We start from the raw sequence: 23162 nt of genomic DNA, 5'->3' as shown, positions 1-23162 counted from the left end.
GCAAGGGAAACAGCAGTATAAATGGCGATTTTAAATTATGCCCCCAGCCGATATCCCTATTTCGATATCATTTATCAAGACGAGAGCATGTTGGTGTTAAACAAGCCTAGTGGTCTGTTAACCGTTCCAGGTAAGGCCCTGGAACATAAGGATAGCCTACAACTTCGAGTTAAGCGTGCTTTTCCAACAGCGACTATTGTTCATCGTTTGGATATGGCTACCTCTGGGCTTATAGTGTTGGCACTGAATATGGACAGCCATCGTAAGATCTCCAAAGCGTTTGAGCTGCGTCAAACCTCTAAGTCTTATATTGCCAGAGTATTTGGTAAGCTTGAGGAAGAACAAGGAAGTATTGATTTACCGCTAATTTGTGACTGGCCCAACCGGCCAAAACAGATGGTTGATCATGAACGCGGAAAACAAGCGTTAACCCATTACAAGTGCTTGGCCAGTGATGAGCAAGAGTCTCTGGTAGAGCTGACGCCCATCACTGGACGTTCCCATCAACTAAGAGTGCATATGTTGAGTATTGGCCACCCAATATTGGGAGATAGGCTTTACGCTCATGAGCAAGCTCTGCAAGGTGCTAGTCGTTTGCAGTTACATGCTCAATCTTTAAAATTAAATCATCCATTAACAAATGAGCCCATGGCATTTGAGTGCCCTAGCCCGTTTTCATTCAAGTCTGCATCGGGTCTTACCGATATAGAACATAGTGGAAATTAAATGAGCTGTGAGCACACGTGGTTAAAAAATCGTTAAGCACAATACTTGGCTTGGTCATATTGATGATCGGCTTTGCCGCCTATGGTTTACAATCACCTGAAGCGGCCCTTAACGATATTCAACGCAGTCAGTTTGATGATCAATACGATGTGCTTTTAGTGGGTGAAAAACAAATTCCTTTGGTTATTGCGGAATCAAATACCCCCATCACTCGCGGCGTTGCAGTGATGGTGAGTGAATCAGGCAGAAACCCATTTAGTGAACATGGACTAGTTCAACTTTCTACAGCCCTGAACAACGTAGGCTGGGTAACAATGATAATGCCAGCCCCCACCAGTGGTTTTGGGCCTGCCCCGGATCAAAATGCAAACGCGAATCAACAGGCCGATACATCCAATCAAACACCAAGTCCTGGCAGCAACGGAACATCTGACGATAGCGTAAATAAAGCCTCTGTTAATAGAATAGAACAAGCAGCATTTGATCAACATGAACAACAAATTATTCTACAAATGCGAGCCATTGCCGAAAAAACCCGTCAATACAATGGTTTCTTCTTAGTGATCGCCCAAGGAACAAGCGCGGCCTGGTTAACCAAAATTTATGCTCAAAACAAATTGGATTACCCGGACGGCATGGTATCAATTAGCCCACAATGGCCAGATCGCAGCTATAACCAGCAACTTCCTAAATGGGTCTCGCAAACCCCAATGCCTTATCTTGATGTGTACTCTGCTGCAGATACCTCATGGGCAAAAGCAACCGTGAGTCAGCGCAAAATACAATCCCTAAAGTCGTTGAAAATGATGTATCGGCAAAGGGAGTTAATTGGGCAAACTATGGACAGCCAACAATATGCTCGGTTAGGAAAGGAAATTTACGGTTGGTTAACCCACATGGGTTGGTGAGGATTTTAACCGCAAATGTACCTGATCTATATCTTTTATATCTAATTAATGTCTCGTTATTTCAATCAGATGAAAGTTTTCTTCCAATCCTAGGGAACATTCATCGTATTTGCGGTCTATACTTCATAATATTCCACCAACTGGAGTGATTCAAACTAACCGTGAATATTAAGAACTTTATAAATAATAAAGCTGGTCAATTAGCTTTTTTTGTACGAGGGTATTGGTCCTATAAAATCCCTTACATAGAGTTAGATCTATATTTCTGGGATACCCTTGAAGAGTGGGCGCACGTAAAAAAAAGAGATGATGAACCCTACTCACAAAAAGAACGTGTTTTCTGGCATTTGCTGCATCAGTTAAATTACTGGCCAGAGCAAAAACTATTGCATGACAAGTATTTACGCTCTGAACTTGAAACCTGTATAAATTATCTAGAGGGTGAAGGGCAATACCCACTAGACTGTATCGGTATCCGACCGTAACTTCCCAAAACTAGCATCTGCTACATTGCTTATTTGAATTAGATATTGAACTGTAAGGTCATACGTGATCCAATAGCTCTTTTCCTTAGCTACTGAACCTCTGTGTCTGAAACAATCAAAAATACTCTTCTTTGTTACAAAGATAAGCGTCTGCTTTTTGTCTTTTTATTCGGTATCGCTAGTGGTTTCCCATGGGTGATGATTGGCTCAGCACTATCTGCATGGCTACAGGAAAGCGGCCTAAGCCGGTCTTCTATTGGTTTAATTGGCTCAATCACCATTGCTTATTCAATCAACTTTCTATGGTCACCTTTATTAGATAGAGTTCGACCACCGATTCTAGGTCAACGGCGGGGTTGGATCGTTACCACCCAACTAATGATTATTATGGCTTGCGTTGCTATGGCTGTAGTGCCAGCACAAGAGAACCTGTTAGTTATTGGTTTAGTCGGCTTTTCAATTGCTCTATTTTCAGCTACCCAAGATATTGCCATTGATGCTTACCGTATCGATATTATTAAGCCCCATGAAAAAGACAAACTTGCAGCCGCATCATCGATGGCAACGGCAGGTTGGTGGACCGGTTATGGTGGTTTAGGCGCCATCCCCTTTTTCATTTCCGACATGGCAGGGTGGCAGTGGTCAGATATTTACTTCGTCCTTGCCGCTATTATGGCTGGACTTATGCTGTTGGTATTTTTCAGTGATGAACCTGTTACTAGCCGCATAGAACAACAGGTAGCAGCCAGTGCTCGATACGCTAAGGCCTTGGTTGGCGATATGCAATTGAATCGCTCTCAGCGCTTAGTGAACTGGCTTGCCGTAACATTAGTAGAACCTTTTCGCGATTTTTTCGCTCGCAATAGCGTAAAACTGGCTCTTTCCATTTTAGCATTCATCTTTTTATTCAAGATCGGTGAAGCCTTTTTGGGACGAATGAGTATTGTTTTTTATAAAGAACTGGGGTTCACCAACAGTGATATTGGTAGCTACTCAAAACTACTAAATTGGTGGGTAACTATTGTTTTCGCTGTTTTAGGCGGCATGGTTAATGTGCGATACGGTATCTATAAGGGTTTGATGACCGGAGGGGTTGCTATGGCGGCAAGTAACCTCATGTTTGCATTAATGTCAGTAGTGGGGCCGGATAAAGCGTTATTTGCCGCCACAATCTTCGTAGACGGTTTTACCGCAGCTTGGAGTTCAGTGGCGTTAGTGGCGTTTATTTCACTACTTTGTAATCAAGCATTTTCCGCTTCTCAATATGCCTTAATGGCATCGTTAGGGACATTAAGTCGAACCTTAATGGCTTCAGCCAGCGGCTTTTTGGTTGATTGGATGGATGGTAATTGGGCTTTCTTTTTCATCTTAACCGCCATAATGGTGATACCTAGCTTGATCATTTTATGGTTAATTAAAGATCATATATATGCATTAGAAAGGCGTGATCTAAAGTGATTTAGTTTTTGCAGAATCCCTAGGGCGAATAACCAGCTCAATTAAAATTTGCTGACTCGGTTTCGTCCTTCTTTTTTAGAACGATACAATGCTTGGTCAGCTTTTTCCAACCAAACCATATGATCTTGGTAAGTCACTCTAAACTCAGCAATACCAATACTAACCGTAAACGGAATCTCATTGCCTTCATAAACTGGCAATAAATCTTCGCAACTACTGCGTATCCTTTCTGCCACAACCATGGAGTTTTCAGCGTTTGTTTCTGGCAATAACACTGCAAATTCTTCTCCACCGTAGCGCCCGGCTAGATCAGTTTCTCGGATAGATTGTTGCACCACACTAGCCAAGGTTTTTATTATGTAGTCACCGGCGGGATGACCATAGGTGTCGTTAACTTTTTTAAAGTGGTCAATGTCTAACATCAATACAGAAGCTGGCGAACCATTACGCACAATTCGTTTATGTTCGAGGGAAAATTGCTCTTCCCAATAGCGACGATTAAATACCCCTGTGAGTCCATCAACACGACTAATTTGCTGTAATTGTAGATTAAGGGACTCGATGCCCTTTTTATTCAAGGCTTCATCGGTCACGTCATAAACCACGATACAAATCTGCTCAACGTCCCCTTCTAAGGAAGTTAGTGGGAACAATGTGACATTCTGATACATAAAATCTGAAGCGGAAGTGATTGGTCGACTGGTTTCAAACTTAAATAAATAGGGGCGTTGTTCCCAAATAATAAATGCAGGGCTTTTGAGACTAATAACCGGCTCTGTTTTGACTAAAAACCAGTCTTTATCTATCTCAGGGAAAAATTCAAACAGGTTCTTATACTTGATTTGACTAGGCAAAATACCGCTATTGTTTTCCATGAACTGATTCCACACCAGTACATTAAAATCGCGGTCTAGTACGGTGATCCCCACTTCAATCGAGCCGAGCAAATCAAACTGCCAATGCAGTGCATTAATGTCAGAAAAGTCGTCGGTCATGATTTATCAGTTACCTTCTACCAGTTTTTCAAACATAAGATCGATTGATTTATCTGGAAATAATAAGAGTAAATCAAAGTTTATAGATTTAGCTTTAATTTCATAACCTATTTCAATTGCCAACACTCTATTCCATCTCGATACATTATTTTTCAACAGTTCGCCTAATCCACAATGCTGCCCCAAAATAATAGGATGGTTGTGGGTAAAGGTCACATTTAATTGCTCTGACAAGGCTGTTAAACAAGCACTGACAGCTATATTTGCCACATCCATCAGCGCTTCTAACTCGATAGACTCGTTGATCTCAACTTGTTTGTAATTAAGCAGCTCGACCAAATTAGCGAAGTTTGAATCATTAAACATCATTATAGCTTCGCCACTAATACCCGCGCTAATAAAGCCTTTGGAAATGGCTGACACACTTTCATTATCACTAATTTCGGCCATTGCCATGTGCAATTCTGTGGTTTCAATTAAGTTAACGTTAGGGATGGGTAAATCAATAAATGTGTTTAGTAATTGTGCTAACTTCTCACCAGCTTGTCCCATAGCAACATTGGCCATTTCTCGATAAACATCCAGCTTTTCCGCCATTGAAAATTGTTTTGACTGGGAAAGGGCTGGCATGGCAGCTGGGTTTATATCGCGATTAGCGCTCGAGCCTGACGGCAAGTCACTTTCAGTATAAAGACCATATTGAGTCAAGATTGTAGCGAGTTTTTCATTGTCGACGGGTTTACTAATGAAATCTAAAGCGCCCATCTGCTTCATACGAGCTCGGGCTTGAGGTTGTACGTCGCCGGACACCACAATCACTAAAGTAGGTAAGTCTTGTTCTTTGATAACCTGCATGGTTTGGTAACCATCCATGATAGGCATATTTAAATCTAAGAAGACCAACTCTGCTTTACCAGCTTTGATCATCTCGATACCTTGTTCACCGTTTTCAGCAAAGCTTAAACTTATATCCCAACCACGAGGTAACGCACGAGCCATTTGCTTGCGCGCAAAACCCGAGTCGTCACAAATAAGTATATTAATCGACACTCGAAGTTCTCATCAGATTGCAACCGGTGCTTTGATATGTGGATAAGATTGATAATCGACTAATTCAAAGTCATCAATTGTGAAATCAAACAGGCTTTTGACCTCTGGATTTAACTTCATTTTAGACAGCGGTAACGGTTCCCTAGATAATTGCAGTTCAGCTTGTTCTAAGTGGTTAGTATATAGGTGAGCGTCGCCAAATGTATGGATAAAATCGCCAAGTTGCAAATCACAGACTTGGGCAACCATCATAGTTAACAAAGCATAACTTGCTATATTAAATGGAACTCCTAAAAAAATGTCTCCGCTGCGCTGGTATAACTGACATGACAACTTATTATCAATCACATAAAACTGGAACATAGTATGGCATGGTGGTAGAGCTTGTTTGCCATGCTTGGCATTCTCTTTGGGTGATAATTTACTATCTGGTAATACAGTAGGATTCCAAGCACTTAACAATAACCGACGAGAATCAGGATTATGTTTTATTTGCTCAAGTAGTTCGCTAAGTTGATCAACTACAGTCCCATCGGTTCCTTGCCAACTGCGCCACTGTTTACCATACACAGGCCCAAGTTCGCCTTCATCGGTGGCCCACTCGTCCCAGATGCTAACGCCATTATCCTTTAAGTACGCTATGTTTGTTTCACCTTTAATAAACCATAGTAATTCGTGGATTATTGAACGTAAGTGACATTTTTTTGTGGTGATTAAAGGGAAACCGTCAGCTAAATTGAAGCGCATTTGGTAGCCAAATATACTTAAAGTACCGGTACCGGTTCGATCTTCTTTTTTGCTGCCATTTTCCAATACATGACGCATTAATGATAAATATTGCTGCATTTTAAACTTTCTTACCTTTTTTTAATTTAGTACTTTGTGGTTGATATACTGCATTTTGCTTATAAGCCCAAACAACCATCAAAATGCCAGCGATAATCATCGGTAATGATAACATTTGACCTCGGCTGAAAAAGCCTAAATACAGGTCCAAATGACTATCCCACTGACGGAAAAACTCCACAAAAAATCTAAAACTTCCATACCCTAACAAGAATAGACCACTAACGGCACCGATAGGACGTGGCTTCTTAGAATATAACCACAAAATAATAAACAACAAAACCCCTTCTAGGGCAAATTCATAAAGCTGAGAAGGGTGACGCGGCTCACTGCCGGCATTGGGGAAAATGATCGCCCATGGAACGTCTGTTGTGCGCCCCCATAATTCAGAATTGATAAAGTTACCTATTCGCCCAGCGCCAAGTCCAATGGGAACTAGGGGAGCGATAAAATCGCCCACCACCAAAAAAGGAACTTTTAAGCGTCGCGCACTCAACCATAATGCGGTTAATACACCGAGCAAACCGCCATGAAATGACATGCCGCCTTCATTAATTTTAAACAGGTACAGTGGATTATCCAGAAATAGATCAAACTGATAAAACAACACATAACCAATGCGGCCACCGAGAATAACCCCTAAGAAACCCCAAAATAACATATCGCTAAGTTGCTCTTTGCTCCAGCCAGTACGGGCAAGGCGACGATTCGCTAACCACCATGCCGCAACAAAACCAACCAAATACATCATTCCATACCACTTGGGACTTAAAAATCCTAAATCGAATATGGCGGGATTAATTTCAGGGAGGGTGTAATAACTTTGCGACATAATTTCAATTATCCTAAAAACATTTGCAAACTAACGACCACTAGGAAGGCGGCAAATATTTGCTTTAAACGTTGTGTATGTAAACGGTGGCTAATTTTAGCCCCAAATTGGGCAGTAAATATCGAGGTCATCACTATGCCCAATACTGCCGGTAAATAAATATAACCAAATGCTGCTGTTGGTAAACCTTGCACATTCCAACCTGCTAAAACGAAGCTAAACGAGCCAAAAATAGCAATCACCATACCGCAAAATGCAGCACAGCCAATGGCTTGTTTAATGTCGACCCGAAACCAAACTAAAGCGGGCACCATAATAGCGCCACCGCCAATCCCCATAAATGCAGAAATGATCCCAGTCACACAGCCAATCCCCATTAACATTGGCTTTGAAATACAGCTTTTGACACTTTTGGGTTTTAAAAAAATCATTTGTAATGCAATGAATAAGACCATAAAAGCGAAAATTAATTTTAAGCTTTGTACCGGAATTCTCACCGCTATCTGAGGGCCAACTAAAGCGCCGAGAATAATACCAAGTGCACACCAGATAACAATCTTTGAATTTATATGTCGCAAGCGAATGTGGGAGAGTGTAGAAGACAAACCGGTGAGAATAATAGTCGACAAAGAAGTGGCAATAGCCATAGGTAGTGCATGTTGTAAAGGCAGCCCCAAATGACGCTCAAATATATACATCAAAACGGGCACGATAATTAAGCCACCACCAATACCCAGCAAACCCGCGAGAAAACCAACAATAGCACCCAGCGACAAATAAACAGCAAAGAAAGTTGGTATTTCAGACAATTAAATACCTGCTCGAACTAAACCGCCCAACCCTATTGATTCAAGATATTGATTTACCTGTTCACGCACTTCCCAAGGGTCATCGCAGCTCAAAACACTATCCAATAATAATTTAGATTGTTGTACGGTGACACTTCTCACAACCCACTTAATTTTTAATAAGTTGTGACTATTCATACTAAACTTATTATAACCCATGGCTAATAATAAAATTATCCCACCTGGTTCACCGGCCAATTCGCCGCAAACGGTAATAGGGACATTATGTTCATTTGCCTGTTTAACAATACTTAAAAGTGCTGATAAAACTGCCGGATGATAACTGTCATACAAACCTGAAACACGCGCATTATTGCGGTCTACTGCCAGTAAATACTGAGTTAAATCGTTGCTACCCACTGAGAAAAAATCGACTTTTTTAGCCAATTGGGGAATTTGATAAATGACAGCAGGAACTTCCAACATCACCCCGATCTTCGGCATTTCAAGGACTTTACCGGTATCTGAAATCTCTTCCGAAACTTCATGATATGCCTGCTTAATTAAACGTTTAGACTCGTTAACCTCAGAAACTGACGTCACCATAGGTAACATAATCTGTAGATTACCCAAGCCGATGTTTGCCCGCAGCATAGCGCGTATCTGTACTAGAAAAATTTCAGGATGATCAAGGGTAAGCCTGACACCACGCCAGCCCAAAAAGGGGTTTTCTTCATTAATGGGAAAATAGGGTAATGGTTTATCACCACCTACATCCAAGGTACGCATTGTAATGGGTTTATCCGGGTCAGACTCCAACATCTCTCGATATAGGTCCATCTGCTCTTGTTCAGAAGGGAAACGCTCTCTAAGCATAAAAGGCACTTCTGTCCGATATAAGCCGACACCTTCACCATGGGTGAAATTGGTATTTTCCATCTCAGCCGAAAGACCCGCATTAATGAACAGTGACACGGGATAACCGTCCTCTGTCACAGAAGGAAGATGCGCTTTTTCTAAAATACGATCAGAAAGTTCCTGCTCTTCCGTCACCAGAATGTTAAATTCTTGGCGAACACTTTCCGATGGTGAAACAATTACCTCACCAGAGTAACCATCTACTAATAGCTTTTTTCCATCCAAAAGAGATAGAGGTGCATCAGACAAGCCCATTACGGCGGGTAAGCCCATTGCTCGAGCCAAAATAGCGGCGTGTGAGTTACTAGAGCCTCGCACGGAGATAATGCCGCACAACTTCATAGTGGAAAACTCAGCAAGCATTGGAGCTGTTACTTCTTCCGCGACGAGAATGGCATTTTGATTCACATCTAATGGTCGCTGATCAGGACTATCTGTCCCTAAAATATTAGCAAGTATGCGATTAGATAGATCTTCAATATCAACAGCTCGCTCTTGCATATAAGGATCACTCATATTGCGAAACTGTTGGATATAATTTTCAATAATATATTTTAGTGAACTGGCGGCATCCCAGCCCTCTTTGATTCGCCCTTCAACTTCGTGGCCGAGACTATTGGCATCCAAAAGGTGGCTGTAAATTTGAAAAATAGCTTGGACATCACTAGGCACCTGCCCTTCAACTCGGTTCGATAGCTCTTCTACTTGCGCGCGAGTAATATTCACCGCTTCACGATAGCGGGCAATTTCCAAGTCTTTGTTTTTAGAGCGTTTCGCAACATGGCTGGCCAAACTGACCTTAAAGTGCGGTACAAAACCAATTCCCATTCCCAAACCAGCAGAACCAGGTACACCAGAAATTTTCCGTTGCCATTTATCGCGGTTATTGTCATCCACAAAAGAGAGGAAACCACGGGTTTCGGCATGTACTATTTCTAATGCTATTTGGGTAGATAAGGTAACTAAGAACGCTTCTTCGTCTTCACTGAAACGACGTTTTTTTTGCTGCTGTAAGGTTAATACCCCCAAAACTTTACGTTGATGTATGATTGGAGTGCCAAGAAATGCGTGATATTTCTCTTCTTTAACTTCAGGATAGTGCTTGTAACGAGGATGAGACTGGGCATCAAGGATATTTAAAGGTTCTTCGCGCTGACCGATTAAACCAATCAGCCCCTCAGAAAAACCGATTGCGACCTTACCAACAGCGCCAGAGTCGAGGCCGTCGGTGGCCATTAGCATAAAATGTTGTTTTTCGTAATTTGCGAGATAAACCGAGCAGGAGTCAACTCCAATCGCCCCTTTGATACTGCTAGTCAGGTGCTTTAAAGCCTCCTCCAGCACGGGGATTTTACTAACTTCCTGAACTATCCGTTTTAAGCTCGTTATCATGGGTGTTAAAAACTATCTCCGCCGTCTACGATTCCGTTGAGACTGATTGTTTTTCGTATAAATCGGCATGGCAAAAGACACGAACTCTTTCATTACGCGCCGATATACATCTCGTTTAAATGACACAACGTTTCTGACTGGATACCAAAAACTTACCCATCGCCAATCGTCAAACTCTGGATGTCCTGAACTCAACACATCTACGTCTGACTCTTTGCATTCAAGTTGCAACAAAAACCACTTCTGCTTTTGTCCAATACAAACTGGATTAGTTCCTTGCCTAATCAATCTTTTAGGTAATTTATACCTGACCCAATTTTTGGTAACTCCGAGTATTTTAACGTTTTCTGGTTTTAATCCAACTTCCTCATTTAACTCACGATACATAGCCTGTTCAGCAGTTTCACCTTGATCTATTCCGCCTTGTGGAAACTGCCATGAATGTTGTCCATAGCGCTTTGCCCAAAATACTTGCCCCATTCTATTGCAAATCACTATACCGACATTCGCGCGGAAACCTTCGGCATCAATCACTTTGACTCCCGGGGGGATTGATTTCTTTAATATTTTGCCATTCTTCCATAAACTAAGGGTCAAGCAAAGCAATATCATCGCCGACTGACTTAATGGCGATTAAAAAATATTAGGAAAAGGTTACATTTGATCAAACCCGCAACAACTTCCCCCGGCACAATTGAAGAGCTACTTACACGAGCTCAGGCGTTAGCTGGCCTAACGTTAGGCGAATTAGCTAAGTGGGCAAACATTCAAGTTCCAGCCAATTTTAAACGAGAAAAAGGTTGGACTGGGCAGTTATTAGAACTGTTTTTAGGTGCCCACGCTGGATCCAACCCTGAACAAGATTTTCCCGATTTAGGTGTGGAACTAAAAACCTTACCCATAGATTCACAAGGCATGCCCTTAGAAACGACTTATGTTTGTTTTGCACATTTGCTGAATGTTTCAGGGGTAACTTGGGAAAACAGTAATGTTAGAAACAAACTGAATTGTGTTTTGTGGGTGCCCGTGGAAGGTAATCGCGAACTTTTACCAGCACAACGTAGAATCGCGACCCCTGTTCTTTGGCAACCTAGCCAAGCCCAACTGGCCGTGCTCAAGCAGGATTGGGAAGAACTAATGGATATGATTGTATTGGGAGAAGTAGAGAAAATCACCGCAAAACATGGTCAAGCATTACAAATTCGACCCAAAGCAGCAAACGGCAAAGCATTGACCGATGCCATTGGGAGCCAAGGTTCAATTGTACAAACTAGACCAAGAGGATTTTACTTGCGTAAGCAATTCACCCAACAAATACTGCTAGACGCTTTTTCTGACTTCTAATCCTCGCAAATAAAAAAGGGCCATGAAAGGCCCTTCAGCTCATTTACCGTCCACTCTATTGAGGGGTTCTTAACACCATCAAACGCAGTTCTGTCATGTCTTCAATGGCATAACGAATACCTTCACGACCTAAGCCTGACTCTTTAACACCACCATAGGGCATATTGTCTACTCGCCAGCTAGGTACATCACCAATGACAACACCTCCAACATCCAAAACATCCCAAGCTTTATGGGCTTTATAGATATCTCGGGTAAACACACCAGCTTGCAAACCAAACTGACTATTGTTTATTTCCTCAAGGGCTTCATCGTAATCACTGAAAGGGGCAATGATGGAAACTGGACCAAAGGCCTCGTCAGCATTAATACTGGCATCCGTAGGTACGTTTTCCATTACCGTCGCTTGCAGCATAGCACCATCACGTTCGCCACCACATAACACACTAGCACCTTTTGATTTCGCTTCAGCAATCCAACCATCGAGACGGGATGCTTCAGATTCGGAAATCATGGGACCAATAAAGGTGTCTTCGCTTAAAGGATCACCATGTACCAAGTTTGACACTTTTTCGACGTAACGCTTTTTGAAATCCGCATAGATGGATTCATGTATCAAAACACGCTGCACACTAATACAGCTCTGCCCAGATTGATAATACGCCCCAAACACGATGCGCTCGATGGCATCATCTAAATCGGTATCATGATCAACAATACAACCTGCGTTTCCACCAAGTTCTAGAATTACCGGCTTTTTACCCGCGCGAGCTTTTAGATCCCAGCCTACATCAGGAGAGCCGGTGAAACTCAGTAATTTAAATCTATCATCCGTTGTAAATAGGTCTGCACCATCACGGCTACAAGGTAAAATTGAAAAGGCTCCGGCAGGCAAATCCGTTTCAGCTAAAATTTCACCTATAATCAGCGCGCCCAATGGTGTGCGGCTTGCTGGCTTAAGCACAAAAGCACAACCAACTGCCAATGCTGGCGCAACTTTGTGAGCCGCTAAGTTTAGTGGAAAATTAAAAGGGGAAATAAATGAACAAGGTCCGATAGGCACCTTTTTGTACATCCCCTGATACCCCTTGGCACGGGGTGTAATTTCCAAATTCATCACTTCGCCAGTGATTCTGACGGACTCTTCAGCAGCAATTTTGAAAGTATCAATTAAGCGCGTCACTTCACCACGTGCATCTTTGATTGGCTTGCCCGCTTCAATACACAACGCATAGGCTAGCTCTTCAAAGCGCTCTTCAAAACGCTTTACGCAATGGTTCAATATTGCTTGGCGTTCATAAGGTTTCATTGCAGTCAGCGCTGCCTGACTTTTTTCTGCGGCTTCAATTGCTTGATCAATTACGTCAGCTTTTGCCATAGCTACTGTTGTAGCAGCTTCGCCAGTATATTTGTTAGTAACGACTAAATCTTGGTTAGCAAAAACTGCTTTATTCGCTAAGTAATAAGGATAAGCTTTTTGTAACATAGTTGTTCCTATAGTTTTTGGCTAAGTTCGCGAATGGTTTTATTCAACGTTTGGTCATTCAAAGAATAATCAACCGGTACATCGATGAGATGCACTGCCGGTTCTGCTAAACAAGCCTCAACTCTTGGTAACAACTCTTCTGCTGAGTTAATTCGCCACCCTTTAGCGCCATAACTTTGTGCGTACTTAACAAAGTCAGGGTTGCCATAATCCAAACCAAAATTATCGAACGACATATGCGCTTGCTTCCACTTAATCATGCCGTATGCATCATCACGTAGAATAATCACCACTATATGCAGATTAAGACGCACTGCAGTTTCCATTTCTTGACTGTTCATCATAAAACCACCATCACCACATACTGTAATGACCGATTTTTCAGGATTCACAATTTTAGCAGCCATTGCCGAAGGTAGCCCAGCGCCCATGGTTGCCAGAGCGTTATCGAGTAATAACGTATTTGGAAGATAGGCAGGATAATTTCGTGCGAACCAAATTTTATACACACCATTGTCTAAGGTGACAATGCCATCCTTTGGCATGGCTTTGCGTATGTCTCGCACAAAACGTTCAGGCAAAATAGGAAAACGGTCATCATCTTCTGACACTTTGCGATGGGCAATGTAGGCATCATGAACATCACTGTAAAAATCAAGTTTCCAATTATTCGATGGCGTAATGTTTTGTTTGATTTGCCATATGCTATTGGCAATATCACCCACGACTTCTAATTGCGGGAAGTAAACCGGATCGACGGCGGCAGAGGCAAAGTTCACGTGAATTACTTTTTTACCATCGTTGCTCATGAAAAATGGCGGCTTTTCAACGACATCATGGCCAACGTTAATGATTAGATCAGCCCGTGAAATAACCCTATGTACAAAGTCACCATCAGACAATGCGGTATTACCCATAAATAATTTGCCGCTTTCGTCTAAAACGCCTTTCCCCATTTGCGTGGTAATGTAAGGAATACCGGTTTTTTCAACGAACTCTTTGAGCATTTTTGCAGTTAGCTTACGGTTTGCAGCAGCACCAATGAGTAACACCGGTGACTTCGCTGCTTCAATCATATCAACAGCACGTTTTATAGACTTATCTTCCGCAATTGGACGTCTGACGGTGCTGGCTTCTATCAACTGAGCATTGGTTTTTTCCGCTGCAATATCTTCAGGCAATTCAATATGTACTGCACCTGGACGCTCTTCGTGGGCTAAACGAAATGCTTCACGAACAATAGAAGGAATTCGATCACCACTTACCACTTGGGTAGTGTATTTAGTCAAAGGACGCATCATATCGACAGCATCTATAACTTGGAAACGACCTTGCTTACTGGTTTTAATTGGTTTTTGACCAGTGATCATCAACATTGGCATCGCACCAAGTTGCGCATAAGCTGCGGGGGTAACTAAGTTAGTTGCTCCTGGGCCTAAAGTAGACAAACAAACGCCAACTTTCCCAGTTAAACGACCATAGGTTGCGGCCATAAAGCCAGCCCCTTGTTCATGTCTAGTCAGTATGAGCTTGATAGATGATTTTCTTAAAGACTCTAATAAATCGAGGTTTTCTTCACCTGGGATACCAAATACATATTCGACACCTTCGGCTTCTAATGCTTGTACAAATAAATCTGATGCTTTCATATTTTTCCCATTAGATTATTGGCAAGAACTACTACTATAAACCTTTAAAGATAGTCCATCATTCCCATCAAGCTAAATGTTAGATATTTCCAACTATTCAGATTTAACGCTTTAAGGATTTGAGAGTGCTCAACTTCACTAGTCGACTAGCCCTCAAACAACTACTTGTTATTTTCTAGTAGAACTTATTGAATGTTAGTTTTCGTTACTGTTTTCAAAAACTAGATTGAGTGTACACAGAGTACTCATTGAACTTAAATGTTTAAAAGTGATTACTTTAATCGTTTAATTATATTAAAGAAAAAAAATCCACACCTCGTCTTGGCAAGCCAATTATTTGGCCGTTTTGGGGGAGCTCATTTTCACCGCTTTAGCATTTTTCTTTTTATCGCGCTTACTCATCAAACCTATGTATTTGACAAAAACATTGCTTAAATATTTTTCCGAATTGAATCCAAGGCGTTTAGCCACGCTAGTCACCTTTTGATCAGTACGCATAAGTACTTTCTTGGCATATTCTAGCCGGTAATGATAAACAAAGGCTCGAAAGTTTCGATTCAGCACAAACCTAGTAGCCAAGGCTAAAGCGGCTGGTTCTACATGTGCAGCATCAGCTACTTGCTTGATTCTAAGGCCTTTACGTTTATAAGCTTTATGTTGAATGATGGCTTTTTCAGCTTGTTTTAAGGTAAACCTGAGGTGATCTTCGGAATAGTTTTTTTTGTCCATCTGAGAATAAGCGAAAGGAGTGGGAGAATATTTTCGGTTCTGAACTAAAAGTAAAATTATATACAAACAGCCAATGGCGTTGAGCATATTCACTAAAGTCTGCCAATGCACAATGGCTGGCAACCAATCAAACACCGCCAAGCCAATAATGCAGATGGATAAAAATGAAGTGAACATGAGGATATAACAGCCATTGGCAGTGAAGCGCATTTCGAAAATATCGATATCAACAACTTGATCTGACAAATAATAATGATAAGAAGCCAGGTATTCAGCAGCATGTACCGCAAAACTTAGGGTAACAATGGCTGTGAATAAATACGTGGCGTAAAAAGGCCAATTTACCAGCAAATCACCCACTGGAGGTGAAAACAACATCCCCACCCTCACCTCATTTGATTCTAGCCAAAGTGGTATTTGGCCAGCTATCAGCAACAAACAGGGTATAAAAAACAAGATATTATTGTTGGCAAACTTAGCGATTGTTAATTGCCGAATACTTAACACTACACAAGCAATAATAATGGCCGAGAAGAACTGTGAAGTACCAACCAAAAAACTCAACTGGGACTCGTAGCCTGATAATTTTAACCATTCATCTAACAACAATAATGGCCACAGCAAGATAGCCACCAATATCAATTTGGCGTGGGGAAATTGCCCATACCGAACCCAGATCAAAATAAGCCCAATAAACCAGCCTATTAGCATAGAGCTAATTGCGATTTGATAGAGACTCATTTCACCCATTATGTGTTCACCAATATGTTTCCACAGACGTGGCAACTTCTTTACTTAACTCTATAACGGACAGAAGACTGTTTTTCTTAACCTCACTCCACTGTAAAAGTTCAGGTTTATCTTCTACATCAGAGTCTAATAGCTTAGTTTGAAACACTTTAAGCTTGCGTAATTCTTGGATTCCCTCCAAAACATCCTGCCATGGATCTAAAAATGGCTGACGTCGATGATTATCCAAACATGCGCCTACTAACAAGTCCGTATTTAATGCACTCAGTAACTCTTTGTAATGCTTTAGATAGTCTTCCATGCTGCACACATCTGAGTTAATGCTAGCAAACACTCCTTGCCACTTTTTTTGCAAAACCGCAACAACGTGCTCTTTTAAGGGCTTAGTATAATCCTCGGATTTTTTTCGCCACGGGCAAGTCACCAAAAGTCGAGATAAACGAAGCTGTAACAATGAATTGTCTTGGTGAGTAATCAAATAATGAGGGCGAGATAAGTTTAAGGTGCCATCTTGCAAACCTCTTAAATAGCTGACTAATGCATCGTGCTGAGATAAACGTTTGCTGTACATACCTCGCTTTGAGCGTAGGGCCCGAATACTTTTTAATTGTTCAATCCAAGCCCATTTATTTAAGCGTAAATTGAGCCCTCGGCTGAGTTCGTCCATGGCTTTACACTTAAGGGGTTTTGAATACAGCCGCACGCAATCACGGGTTAATCGCAATCCAACATATATGTCGACTAAGTCGGCCACTTTTTTGGTTTGCATATATCGATATTCTGCTTGTTGCCAAAATGACAATGCATAACCTAACCCTTTAATAAAACCAGATTCACAGTTATCGCTGTCTGATAAGTTAACACTGCTGATTTTTTTCGGTTCAGGCGCCAGAGCATTGCGTGCCAGGGTGAAGCCTCTACCCGCTTTACTTAAATTGCATAATTGGCTCGGTGCCAAACTTGCCATTTTTTCAGCAATATCGAACAACACCGCAACATCACCATTTTTTAGCTCCAACTCCATCTCACAAATATCAGCACTATTATCGGTGGTGCTAACAGTGCCTTTATCCAAAACTAATTCAACGTCGGTGCCATCAGAAAGCCTCAGTAGAAACGCTTTTCTTTTAAAGTCGGTATTAAAAATTGGAATAATTTTTTCTTGTAACTCAGCAACCGTTATATCCCGAGGCCAAATACTAGGATCAAATAATTCCAAAGAAGGCGACAATGAATCTATGGAAACATTATATTCTGGACGTTGATGCAGACCACCAATACTCTTACCAGCGGTTTTCACGGTCTGTTCGATGCCTTTTTCACTGCTGCGAACACGTAACCCAATACTATTGGCACTTAACAACCATTCTGGTGTATCAAAGTATTGATTAAATAGCGTAAATTCTGATGTTTCAATATTCGCTGAAAACTGCCCTAAGGCGGATAATAACTCAGATTCGTCAATACCATTGGGTAGCAACAACTTTAATTCAATTTCTTTTTCCATTAAAACACGTGTCCGATGAGAGGATAAATTAGCGGGTAATCAATGGCCTAAACAATACTCCGAACAACAAACTAAGGCAATCTATCAAAGCTTCACTTGCCTTTGGGAATACAAGGCCATACCATTTGTCTAAATTTGTATTAACATTGATGAATTATGGGCAAGCTTTCAACCACAATTTTATTTATTTTCACGTTGGCTATTAGCAACGTAAGTGCACAACAAGAGCCAAACGATGGCTCAGGCGACATTCGATATATTACAGACGACTTATCTGCATTTATGCATACAGGTCCGAGTAGAAATTATCGCATCCTTGGATCAGTTATAGCTGGTACTCGTATCACGGTTTTACAAGAGAATAAGGATACTGGGTTTATCGAAATAATTGATGATAAACAACGTACCGGTTGGGTTGAGTCTCAATATGTCAACAGAGATCAAAGCATCCGCGAACTCGTTCCTGGACTTCAACAAAGTGTTAAAGAGTACAGCTCTCAAATTGCACAACTAAATAAATCTAATGATTTATTAAGCCAGCAACTTTCCGACTTAACTAGTCAAAACAAAGTGTTAGTTAAAGATTTAGAAAGTCAAACCAAAGAGACTCAGAAGCTGCAACGAGAACTAGATATGTTAGATCAAAGTGCTCAAATGAAGTGGTTTACCCGCGGCGGTATTATTGCTTTAGTCAGTATTCTACTGGGTGTCATTATTGCGTATTTACCGAAAAAGCGTAAACGCAGTGACCAATGGATGTAATTTGTAAGTTGCGCAATGCACTTCTTAAATGAAGTGCATTGCAAACTGATCTTCCCCCTCTCTTTAACGTAATATCCTTTTTGTAGTTTCTCGACGTTTCTTCTTCCAAACTGGTATAAACAGGTCGACTTTTTGACTGTATTTCTGCCATTTCAATCTATACACTCGCGCGATTATCACTCGCTCATTCCTTAACGGAGGTACAGTATGCTTTTTCAAGGTAATTTAGTAACTAGTTGTCCAATTCGCCAAAAGATAAGAGACTTTTATCGTATAGATGAAAATTTGGCTGTGGACCATATTCTACCTGATGCTGAGGTATCAGTTAGTGCCCGAAGTAGAGCTTGGGAGCGAGCCAGAAAAATGGTCTTACGCATTCGTCGTGAACAAGAAGGTCACGGCGGTGTAGATGCATTGCTAAATGAATATTCACTGTCCACCGCTGAAGGCGTGGTTCTCATGTGTTTAGCTGAAGCACTATTACGTGTGCCGGATAAAAAATCCCAAGATGCACTGATCCGCGACAAGCTATCAAAAGGTGCATGGAGCACACACTTAGGAACCAGTGACTCAATCTTTGTTAATGCTTCTTCTTGGGGGCTGCTGCTCACTGGCAACATGGTTTCCTATACCGATCACCGTAAGCGCAATAGTATTGGGCTGTTGAAAAAAACCCTAGGCAAAATGGGTGAACCCGTTATTCGTAAAGCCATGAACATTGCCATGAAAGTCATGGGTAAACAGTTTGTCATGGGAGAGAACATCGATGATGCCTTAGAGCGAGCAGCTGAAAAAGAACAGCAAGGTTACGTTTATTCTTACGATATGCTTGGTGAAGGTGCGCGCACAACCAAAGATGCTGAGGAATATTTCAACGCCTACGAAGAAGCGATCCATGCCATTGGTAAAGCCGCGAACAAAAAAGGGCCAAAGCGTAGCCCAGGTATTTCCGTTAAGTTATCGGCTATTCATCCTCGTTATGAGTTTACCAATCGTGAAGAAGTATTGGATGTCATTCCAAAGCTACTCAAACAATTATGTATGTTATGTAAAGAGTATGACATTGGTTTAACGGTAGACGCCGAAGAAGCTGACCGCTTAGATATCTCTTTAGATATCATTGAAAAGGTATTTTCCGATCCGGATTTGGGCAACTGGAGTGGATTCGGTTTAGCGGTTCAGGCCTATCAGAAACGTTCTTTGTATGTGATTGATTGGCTTAGAGATTTAACCTTGAAGACTGACCGCACTATGATGGTTAGACTGGTAAAAGGAGCTTATTGGGATACAGAAATTAAAAATGCTCAGCAAGATGGCTTAGAGCATTTTCCGGTATTCACCCGTAAATCTTCCACAGATGTGTCATATCACGCCTGTGCCAACCGTTTATTAGCATACAAAGACACGATTTACCCTCAATTTGCCACGCATAATGCTTACACGGCTTCGGTTATTCTAGAATTGGCTGGTGATGATAAAGAAGGTTTCGAATTCCAGTGCTTGCATGGCATGGGCGATAGTCTGTATGACCAAATTGTAGTTGAAGAAAAAGTACAGTGTCGAGTATACGCTCCCGTTGGTGAACATGAAGACTTGTTAGCGTATTTAGTAAGACGACTTTTGGAAAACGGTGCCAACTCATCTTTTGTAAATGCTATTGTGGATGACAGCAAACCGGTTGAAGACTTGCTCGAAGATCCCGTTGAAAAAACCCAGCGATTAAAATTCAAATATAATCAGCAAATTCTCAAACCAATTGATTTATATGGCGATGAGCGAGCTAACTCTAAAGGTCTGGATTTAACTGACATCAATCATATTGCACCTCTTAAACTGGCACTAGATCGTTGGAAGTTTGAAAATTGTGTTGCCCAACCTGAAGAAAATGAAACTATCCATGTGGTGCGCAATCCAGCCAATCAAGATGAAGCAATAGGTCACTTAACCTTTGACTCCCCGGAGCAAATAAAACACAAACTTGAATTAGCAGAACGCGCATTCAAACAGTGGTCTAACACTTCCGTTGAAGCACGCGCGGATATATTAAGGCACACAGCTGATGCTCTTGAGCGTAACTCCGATGAATTAATGGCGTTGTGTTTAAAAGAAGCGGGGAAAATAGCTCAAGATGCCATTGATGAGATTCGTGAAGCCGTTGATTTTTGCCGTTATTACGCAGCCAGAGCTGAAGAGTTATCCGAAGATGACCGACTCCGCCCTCGTGGAGTTGTACTTTGTATTAGCCCATGGAATTTCCCATTAGCCATATTCTTAGGTCAAGTAGTTGCGGCATTGGTAACCGGCAATACCGTGCTTGCCAAACCAGCGGAACAAACAAGCTTAATCGCCATTCGTGCGGTGGAGTTAATGGAGAATGTTGGGCTACCCAAGGGAACATTACAAACGGTAGTGAACAGAGGTCCAGTTGTTGGCAATACACTATTGCCAGATGACAGAATTAAAGCAGTGATCTTTACTGGCTCAACCCAAACCGGAAGTCTAATTGCAAAAGAGTTGGCGAACCGAGGAACTGAGCAAGTCCCCCTTATTGCAGAAACCGGTGGCCAGAACTGCATGATTGTGGATTCAACCGCTCTGCCTGAACAAGTGATAGATGATGTCATCGCCTCAGGTTTCCAAAGTGCAGGACAACGCTGTTCAGCATTACGAGTATTATTTTTACAAGAAGATATTGCCGATACCATTATTGAGATGTTAATAGGCGCTATGCAGGAACTTAGAGTGGGTGATCCCGCTATGCTATCTACGGATATTGGTCCTGTTATTGACCAAAAAGCGTTAGACAGTTTGCAGCAACATGTTACTGATATGCAGGGTAAAGCAAAGTTACTTTACGACGCACCTTTGCCAGAAGAGTGTCAAAATGGATTCTATTTCACACCAAAGTTGTACGAAATTGACAATATTGATGTGTTAACCAGAGAAGTCTTTGGTCCTTGCGTGCATATCGTCCGATTCAAAGAAAAAGACACCCTGAACGTCGTTGAACAAATCAATGGCACTGGTTTTGGATTAACCATGGGTGTGCATTCGAGAATTGATGAAAAAGCCATGGAGTTAGGACGCTTATCTCGTGCGGGTAATGTCTACATCAACCGTAATATGATCGGTGCAATTGTAGGCGTACAACCTTTTGGTGGCCGCGGATTATCAGGCACAGGACCTAAAGCTGGCGGTCCTAATTACTTGCCCAGATTGATGATTGAAAAAGCCACGCCGTCCAAGGGTCAAGTAAAAGATGAATTGCAAATTCAACAGGTATTTGAAGCGGCGGGTGTTGATGAAAGCGCGGCATTAAACATTATTAAAAATGCTGCGGAAGCCGAATTTGATTGGCGTTCAACCAATCTAACTTCGCGTATATCTTGGGTGCGTCAGTTACTCGCGAAACTTGCTAGAGTAGATATTCTCGACGAGTTGGCTGAAGATTTAGATCAAACCCTAGCGGTCTCTCGAGCCCAATTAATTAAAATTGAAAGAATGCTTAAAGCGCCTAAAGAATTACCAGGGCCAACAGGTGAATCCAATACACTCTACCTTGAACCTAGAGGAGTTTTATTGTGTTATGCCGATGAGCAGGTAACCTTTGAATACTGGGCACTGTCAATTGTAACCGCGTTAGCCACAGGTAATGTTGTTATCGCCGTGGTGTCTGATTTGTTTTACGATGAGGCCACTGAGTTTGTCAATAAATGGCGCTCTATTGGCGCACCAGAAGCTGTGCTTCAAGTGGCTAAGCTTTCCCATTTACAAGCTTTATTAGATGCCCCACAACTTGCTGGGGTCGTTGTTGATAGTCAAAGTCATAGTAAAGCGTATTTTGCGAAAAAATTAGCCCAACGTGAAGGCGCTATTTTGCCGGTTATTACCTCTGAGTACTCTGACAACCTTATTCAACGTCTATTAACTGAGAAAACCATTAGTATCGATACCACGGCATCGGGCGGAAATACCAAGCTAATGACCTTGGAAGAGTCAGATGATTAATCCGCTACCGCTAATACATTTATCAAAATTTTAAATGAACCCAAACCTGTGAGCTTTGTCTCACAGGTTATTAATTCAATTACACATTTTAATCGGTTTTTGATTAAGTAGATTTGGCCGAAAACTCGATGTGGCGGCATTCAAGGTTAGTGCTGGCTTTGACTGTGGATTCTCGGCATAATATTGAGATTATGACAATGGCGAGGGCAGACAAATATGAAATGGATCACGTTAATTCTCGTGAGTTTATGCTTCTTGCTGCAATATCGTCTGTGGTTCGGTAAAAACAGTATCCCCGACTATATTGAAATCAAACAATTAGTTGAAGAGCAAAAGGCGAGAAATGTTGATTTAATCCAGCGTAACAATTTGCTTTTAGCCGACATCCACGATTTAAAAACTGGGGTGGATGCGATGGAAGAGCGAGCTAGGAATGAGCTAGGATTAATTAAACAAGGTGAGACCTTTTACCGCATACTGCCAGCTCAAGATTAAACAACTTAATGCAAAGCTCCCGACTGCTATTTAT

At 41.7% G+C, this 23162-nt stretch carries 19 protein-coding genes; 8 read left to right on the top strand and 11 right to left on the bottom strand.

Going from position 1 to position 23162, the window contains the following annotated elements:
- Positions 1-21: 21 nt before the first annotated feature.
- The 4 genes from ABJV04_RS09800 (at position 22) to ABJV04_RS09785 (ending at position 3577) form a co-directional block, all read left to right on the top strand.
- Entirely contained in the window at positions 22-726 is a 705-nt protein-coding gene (locus ABJV04_RS09800; RefSeq protein WP_348491343.1) for an RluA family pseudouridine synthase, read from the top strand.
- A gap of 62 nt (positions 727-788) precedes the next feature.
- On the top strand, positions 789-1634 hold the full coding sequence (locus ABJV04_RS09795; RefSeq protein ID WP_348491342.1) for a DUF3530 family protein: 846 nt from the start codon (positions 789-791) through the stop codon (positions 1632-1634).
- A gap of 161 nt (positions 1635-1795) precedes the next feature.
- Entirely contained in the window at positions 1796-2119 is a 324-nt protein-coding gene (locus tag ABJV04_RS09790) for a hypothetical protein (protein ID WP_348491341.1), read from the top strand.
- Positions 2120-2221: 102 nt separating this feature from the next.
- Positions 2222-3577 carry an MFS transporter gene (locus ABJV04_RS09785; protein WP_348491340.1) on the top strand — a complete coding sequence of 452 codons (1356 nt, stop codon included), beginning with the start codon at positions 2222-2224 and terminating at the stop codon, positions 3575-3577.
- 41 nt (positions 3578-3618) lie between these two features.
- Here the strand turns inward: ABJV04_RS09785 and ABJV04_RS09780 are convergent, their stop codons facing one another.
- From ABJV04_RS09780 to rppH, 7 genes are read right to left on the bottom strand one after another with little or no spacing between them, the layout of a single operon-like run.
- Positions 3619-4572: a diguanylate cyclase gene (locus tag ABJV04_RS09780; protein WP_348491339.1), complete on the bottom strand. Its 954-nt coding sequence runs from the start codon at positions 4570-4572 to the stop codon at positions 3619-3621.
- Between the two features lie 6 nt (positions 4573-4578).
- On the bottom strand, positions 4579-5622 hold the full coding sequence (locus ABJV04_RS09775) for a response regulator (RefSeq protein ID WP_348491338.1): 1044 nt from the start codon (positions 5620-5622) through the stop codon (positions 4579-4581).
- A 12-nt stretch (positions 5623-5634) separates the two neighbouring features.
- Positions 5635-6468: a thymidylate synthase gene (locus ABJV04_RS09770; protein ID WP_348491337.1), complete on the bottom strand. Its 834-nt coding sequence runs from the start codon at positions 6466-6468 to the stop codon at positions 5635-5637.
- 1 nt (position 6469) lies between these two features.
- Positions 6470-7300: a prolipoprotein diacylglyceryl transferase gene (lgt, locus tag ABJV04_RS09765; protein WP_348491336.1), complete on the bottom strand. Its 831-nt coding sequence runs from the start codon at positions 7298-7300 to the stop codon at positions 6470-6472.
- 8 nt (positions 7301-7308) lie between these two features.
- Positions 7309-8109, bottom strand: coding sequence for a sulfite exporter TauE/SafE family protein (locus ABJV04_RS09760; RefSeq protein ID WP_348491335.1), 801 nt, complete (start codon positions 8107-8109; stop codon positions 7309-7311).
- The gene (gene ptsP, locus ABJV04_RS09755) at positions 8110-10398 is read right to left on the bottom strand and encodes a phosphoenolpyruvate--protein phosphotransferase (protein WP_348491334.1); all 2289 of its coding nucleotides are present in this window, start codon (positions 10396-10398) and stop codon (positions 8110-8112) included.
- Positions 10399-10410: 12 nt separating this feature from the next.
- On the bottom strand, positions 10411-10932 hold the full coding sequence (rppH, locus tag ABJV04_RS09750) for an RNA pyrophosphohydrolase (RefSeq protein ID WP_303471346.1): 522 nt from the start codon (positions 10930-10932) through the stop codon (positions 10411-10413).
- Between the two features lie 129 nt (positions 10933-11061).
- On the opposite strand from rppH, the gene mutH reads away from it, so the two are divergent.
- Positions 11062-11742, top strand: a complete 681-nt coding sequence (gene mutH / locus ABJV04_RS09745) for a DNA mismatch repair endonuclease MutH (protein WP_348491665.1) — start codon at positions 11062-11064, stop codon at positions 11740-11742.
- 55 nt (positions 11743-11797) lie between these two features.
- On the opposite strand, the gene ABJV04_RS09740 is transcribed toward mutH, so the two are convergent.
- The 4 genes from ABJV04_RS09740 to ABJV04_RS09725 form a co-directional block, all read right to left on the bottom strand.
- Entirely contained in the window at positions 11798-13228 is a 1431-nt protein-coding gene (locus tag ABJV04_RS09740; RefSeq protein ID WP_348491333.1) for an aldehyde dehydrogenase family protein, read from the bottom strand.
- 8 nt (positions 13229-13236) lie between these two features.
- Positions 13237-14877: an acetolactate synthase large subunit gene (locus ABJV04_RS09735; RefSeq protein ID WP_348491332.1), complete on the bottom strand. Its 1641-nt coding sequence runs from the start codon at positions 14875-14877 to the stop codon at positions 13237-13239.
- A 333-nt stretch (positions 14878-15210) separates the two neighbouring features.
- The gene (locus ABJV04_RS09730; protein WP_348491331.1) at positions 15211-16356 is read right to left on the bottom strand and encodes a helix-turn-helix transcriptional regulator; all 1146 of its coding nucleotides are present in this window, start codon (positions 16354-16356) and stop codon (positions 15211-15213) included.
- Positions 16357-16363: 7 nt separating this feature from the next.
- Positions 16364-17863, bottom strand: coding sequence for a CYTH domain-containing protein (locus ABJV04_RS09725; protein WP_348491330.1), 1500 nt, complete (start codon positions 17861-17863; stop codon positions 16364-16366).
- A gap of 156 nt (positions 17864-18019) precedes the next feature.
- On the opposite strand from ABJV04_RS09725, the gene ABJV04_RS09720 reads away from it, so the two are divergent.
- From ABJV04_RS09720 to ftsB, 3 genes are all read left to right on the top strand, one after another.
- Positions 18020-18625: a TIGR04211 family SH3 domain-containing protein gene (locus ABJV04_RS09720; RefSeq protein WP_348491329.1), complete on the top strand. Its 606-nt coding sequence runs from the start codon at positions 18020-18022 to the stop codon at positions 18623-18625.
- Positions 18626-18832: 207 nt separating this feature from the next.
- Positions 18833-22633: a bifunctional proline dehydrogenase/L-glutamate gamma-semialdehyde dehydrogenase PutA gene (putA, locus tag ABJV04_RS09715; RefSeq protein ID WP_348491328.1), complete on the top strand. Its 3801-nt coding sequence runs from the start codon at positions 18833-18835 to the stop codon at positions 22631-22633.
- A 216-nt stretch (positions 22634-22849) separates the two neighbouring features.
- Positions 22850-23128, top strand: a complete 279-nt coding sequence (gene ftsB, locus ABJV04_RS09710; protein WP_348491327.1) for a cell division protein FtsB — start codon at positions 22850-22852, stop codon at positions 23126-23128.
- The last annotated feature ends 34 nt before the right edge of the window (positions 23129-23162 follow it).

Origin of the sequence: Aliiglaciecola sp., assembly GCF_039982535.1 — a bacterium.
Taxonomy (GTDB): domain Bacteria; phylum Pseudomonadota; class Gammaproteobacteria; order Enterobacterales; family Alteromonadaceae; genus Aliiglaciecola.
This window is presented reverse-complemented; position numbering and strand designations above follow the sequence as displayed.